Annotated in this window: 3 protein-coding genes; all 3 read left to right on the top strand. The window is 39.4% G+C overall.

The window, feature by feature from the left end; all coding sequences use genetic code 11:
- Window positions 1-20: 20 nt before the first annotated feature.
- The 3 genes from CK510_RS27545 to CK510_RS27535 all read left to right on the top strand — a co-directional run bounded on the left by CK510_RS27545 (window position 21) and on the right by CK510_RS27535 (window position 3885).
- Window positions 21-1364: a histidine phosphatase family protein gene (locus CK510_RS27545; RefSeq protein WP_095724690.1), complete on the top strand. Its 1344-nt coding sequence runs from the start codon at window positions 21-23 to the stop codon at window positions 1362-1364.
- Window positions 1365-1580: 216 nt separating this feature from the next.
- Complete coding sequence (locus tag CK510_RS27540) at window positions 1581-2849, top strand: dihydroorotase (protein WP_095724689.1); 1269 nt, start codon at window positions 1581-1583, stop codon at window positions 2847-2849.
- 337 nt (window positions 2850-3186) lie between these two features.
- Window positions 3187-3885 carry a restriction endonuclease subunit R gene (locus tag CK510_RS27535; RefSeq protein ID WP_095724688.1) on the top strand — a complete coding sequence of 233 codons (699 nt, stop codon included), beginning with the start codon at window positions 3187-3189 and terminating at the stop codon, window positions 3883-3885.
- The last annotated feature ends 50 nt before the right edge of the window (window positions 3886-3935 follow it).

Below are 3935 nucleotides of genomic sequence, written 5' to 3'. Positions count from 1 at the left end.
GAATTAGGAGGACTACCAAGATGACCCGTGTCATCATCGTGCGTCATGGTCAGAGTAATTACAACACCGAAAAACGGATTCAAGGACGTTCCAATGGCTCCGAATTAACAGAAAAAGGTCGTAACGATGCGGCAAAGGTAGGTAAAGTCCTCAGCAATATTTCCTTCGATGCAATTTATGCTAGTCCTCTGAGAAGGGCAAAATCCACAGCAGAAATTATTTGCAGCGAATTGGCTACGAATCAAATCAGCTTACAAACCTCCGATCAGCTTTTGGAAATTGACCTACCCTTGTGGGAAGGGATGGTAAATTCCGAAGTCAAAGAGAAGTTTGCTGAAGAGTACCGTACTTGGCATGAATGTCCAGAAAAATTTGTCATGCAAGTTGCTACGGAAACCGGAAATCGGGAACATTTCCCGATACTCGCTTTATATAAACAAGCAAAAGAATTTTGGCAAGAATTATTACAAAAGCATCAAGGTAAAACCATATTAATAGTTGGACATAACGGGATAAATCGAGCCTTAATTAGTACAGCTTTAGGAATTTCCCCATCTCGCTATCATTCATTACAGCAATCGAATTGTGCAATTAGCGTTCTGAATTTTTCCGGTGGTTTAGATGATAATGTCCAACTCGAATCCCTGAATCAGACACAGCACATGGGTGAAATTTTCCCGACATTACGTCCTGGACATCAAGGAATACGTTTATTACTGGTGCGTCATGGTGAGACTGAATGGAATCGTCAAGGGAGATTTCAGGGACAAATCGATATTCCCCTGAATGAGAATGGAAAACAGCAAGCAAGTAAAGCGGCAGAATTTCTCAAAGACGTAAATATCGACTTTGCCGTATCGAGTACAATGGCACGTCCAAAGGAAACCGCAGAAATTATTTTGCTTCCTCATGCCAATTCCCCATTAGGATTAGATGCAGGGTTATGCGAAATTAGTCACGGACTTTGGGAAGGAAAATTTGAAAAAGAAATCGAACAGGAATTTCCCGGAGAATTGGAAAGATGGCGATCGCAACCAGCCAATGTACAAATGCCAGAAGGGGAAAATTTACAACAAGTTCGCGATCGCGCTGTTGCAGCTTGGCAGAAAATAGTGGAAACTGCCATTGATGAAAACCGTCAAGTTGGTTTAATTGTGGCTCATGATGCCACCAATAAGACTTTACTTTGTCATATTCTCGGATTATCGAATCAAAATTTCTGGAATTTCCGTCAAGGGAATGGTGCTGTCAGCGTCATTGATTATCCCTCTGGTTTAAATGGTTTACCAGTTTTGCAAGCGATGAATATCACTGCACATTTAGGTGGTGGTGTTCTCGATAAAACTGCTGCTGGTGCTTTGTAAATTTAGAATTCAGAATAATTAAGGTAAAAAAATTGGGTTCTTAGACTCCCATCTGAATACGTACAGCAAATTGCAGTGAGGTACATAAATAGAGATAAAACCGCAGATGCACGCAGATAAACGCAGATAAATACAGATGGAAGTGTACCTCACTGAAATGGGACACTTTGTAACTCATTGTTTCTCCTAATTCCTAACTCCCCAGTTTGACTAGCTATGACTGAATTATTGCAACAAGTACGAATTATTGACCCAATTTCTGAAAACGACCAATTAGCTGACGTGCTAATTCAGAATGGGGAAATAGTATCAGTTGCTGCAAATATTTCAGATTTTCCCTCAGATACCCAAATTCGTGACTGTCGGGGATTAATTCTAGGAACAGGATTAATAGATTTATATAGTCATTCCGGAGAACCAGGATACGAAGAACGGGAAACCCTTGATTCCCTACTCAAATCTGCCGCAAATGGTGGTTTTACGCGGATTTGTATTTTACCCGACACATCTCCCCCAATTGATAATCCAGCAGTGGTGACACAATTACATCAATCCTGGATCAAACACCAACAGGTTTCTTCCCCCATTCCCTCCCTACATATTTGGGGTGCGATTACTCGCGATGTCATGGGACAGAAATTGACAGAATTAGGGGAATTGGCAACTGCGGGGATAATTGGTTTTGCCGATGGACAACCCCTAGATAACCTAAGTTTGGTACGTCGCGCTTTAGAATACTTACAACCCTTCAATAAACCTGCCGCTTTTTTTGCTTGCGATCGTCAATTACGTGCCAATGGAATTATGCGGGAAGGGGTTGATGCAGTTAGATTTGGCTTACCTTTGACACCAATTGCCGCCGAAACTTCTGCGATCGCATCATTATTAGAGTTAGTTGCGGCGACAAAAACCCCAGTTCACATCATGGGGGTTTCCACTGCTCGCGGTGTGGAATTAATCGAGAAAGCAAAATCGCGGGGACTTCCCATAACTGCCAGTACCACATGGATGCACCTTTTACTCGATACCAAAGCGCTGAAAAGTTACCATCCTAGTTTACGGTTAGAACCACCTTTGGGAAATTACAGTGATATGCTGGCATTGAGAAAAGCTGTAAAATCAGGGGTTTTAGATGCGATCGCCATCGACCATTCACCCTACACCTACGAGGAAAAAACCGTCGCTTTTGCCGATGCACCTCCCGGAGCGATTGGGTATGAGTTAGCATTGCCTTTGTTATGGCAGAACTTGGTGGAAACGGGGGAATTTACAGCTTTAGAATTATGGCAGGCATTGAGTAAAGGTCCTGCTGAGTGTTTACAACAAAGTATTAGTGGTGTTGTTACAGGGAAAAAGGCTGAATTAGTCTTATTTAATCCCCAAGAAAGTTGGAAGGTCGAATCGAGGAATTTACAGACACTTTCAGCAAATACATTTTGGTATGCTCAAGAATTACAGGGTAAAGTCGTTAAAATATGGCGTTAATTTTTTAATATAACCTCCCCATAGGATTATACTACCACCAATTTGCTGGAAAATATACCCCCATTTTCAACCCCTGAAACGACGCATTTACGTTGAATTAATGATTAATATTCTTAGTAATATTGAGAATGTGAGGTTTTTATTGATAGTAAAATTGAGATGCTGGTGAAATTGGGTTTAAATGTAGATGTGGAGAGACTTTCAGACGATTAAGTGGATGTAGTCTCATAAGATATTTGTATCAGAGAAGTTTTGTTTGAGAGATTTAAGTGATAGGTTGGATAAGCTCTCATAATCGCAAGTGAGAATTCAACTAATTGAGTTTTGGTAACTAATTATGACTATTCTGAATGCACGTAATTTATCGCTTGGAGAAGTTCAACGTCTTTTTGGGTTTCGAGAGGAGTATTGGGATTCTTTTACCTCCTGGTTGCAATTAGAGAATTTAACAGATGAAGAACAAAAGGATTTGCTGCAAATTAGGGATGATTTTCGGAGTTATCTAACAGCAGGAAAGGTATCGGAAGGGCAAGTGAAGTTTTTAGTTGTTGCTCCTTTGATGAGGTTAGCCGGATTTTACCGTTATCCGTTAGAAATCAAGTTAGAAGAAGACATTGCTAATATTGAAATCGAAGACGAAGATATAATCATTACTGGCAGAATGGATATTTTAGCTGTGAATAAAGCGACTAAATCCGTGAGTAAATCTCTTAAAAATACATCTTTTTGGACATTGGTTATCGAATCTAAAAATAGTCAAATTGATGTCTCGGTAGGATTACCCCAATTACTAGCATATACAAATGAAAGTTTAATTTGTCAAAAATCGGTTTGGGGTTTAGTTACAAACGGAATTAATTACCAATTTATATATCTCCAACAAGACAATCCAACTGTTTATCAAATAATGCCATCCTTGAGTTTAATGGAAATACCTCGTGCAATTGAATTACTCAAAATTCTCAAAGCAATCTGTAAACTGAGACTTAAAATTCTCTTCAAAAATTACACAAAAATCATCTATTTCACAAAATAATTTTTCTAATTCCATAATCCATTCCTCTCTATGAAATCATTACTTTATTC

It is taken from the genome of Brunnivagina elsteri CCALA 953 (assembly GCF_002289455.1).
Taxonomy (GTDB): Bacteria; Cyanobacteriota; Cyanobacteriia; order Cyanobacteriales; family Nostocaceae; genus Brunnivagina; species Brunnivagina elsteri.
Note: the sequence above shows the minus strand (reverse complement) of the source record. Positions and strands in the feature narration are given on the sequence as shown.

Coding starts and splice junctions, on each gene's coding strand:
- CK510_RS27545 (WP_095724690.1), top strand. CDS start 21: ATGACCCGTGTCATCATCGTGCGTCATGGTCAGAGTAATTACAACACC.
- CK510_RS27540 (WP_095724689.1), top strand. CDS start 1,581: ATGACTGAATTATTGCAACAAGTACGAATTATTGACCCAATTTCTGAA.
- CK510_RS27535 (WP_095724688.1), top strand. CDS start 3,187: ATGACTATTCTGAATGCACGTAATTTATCGCTTGGAGAAGTTCAACGT.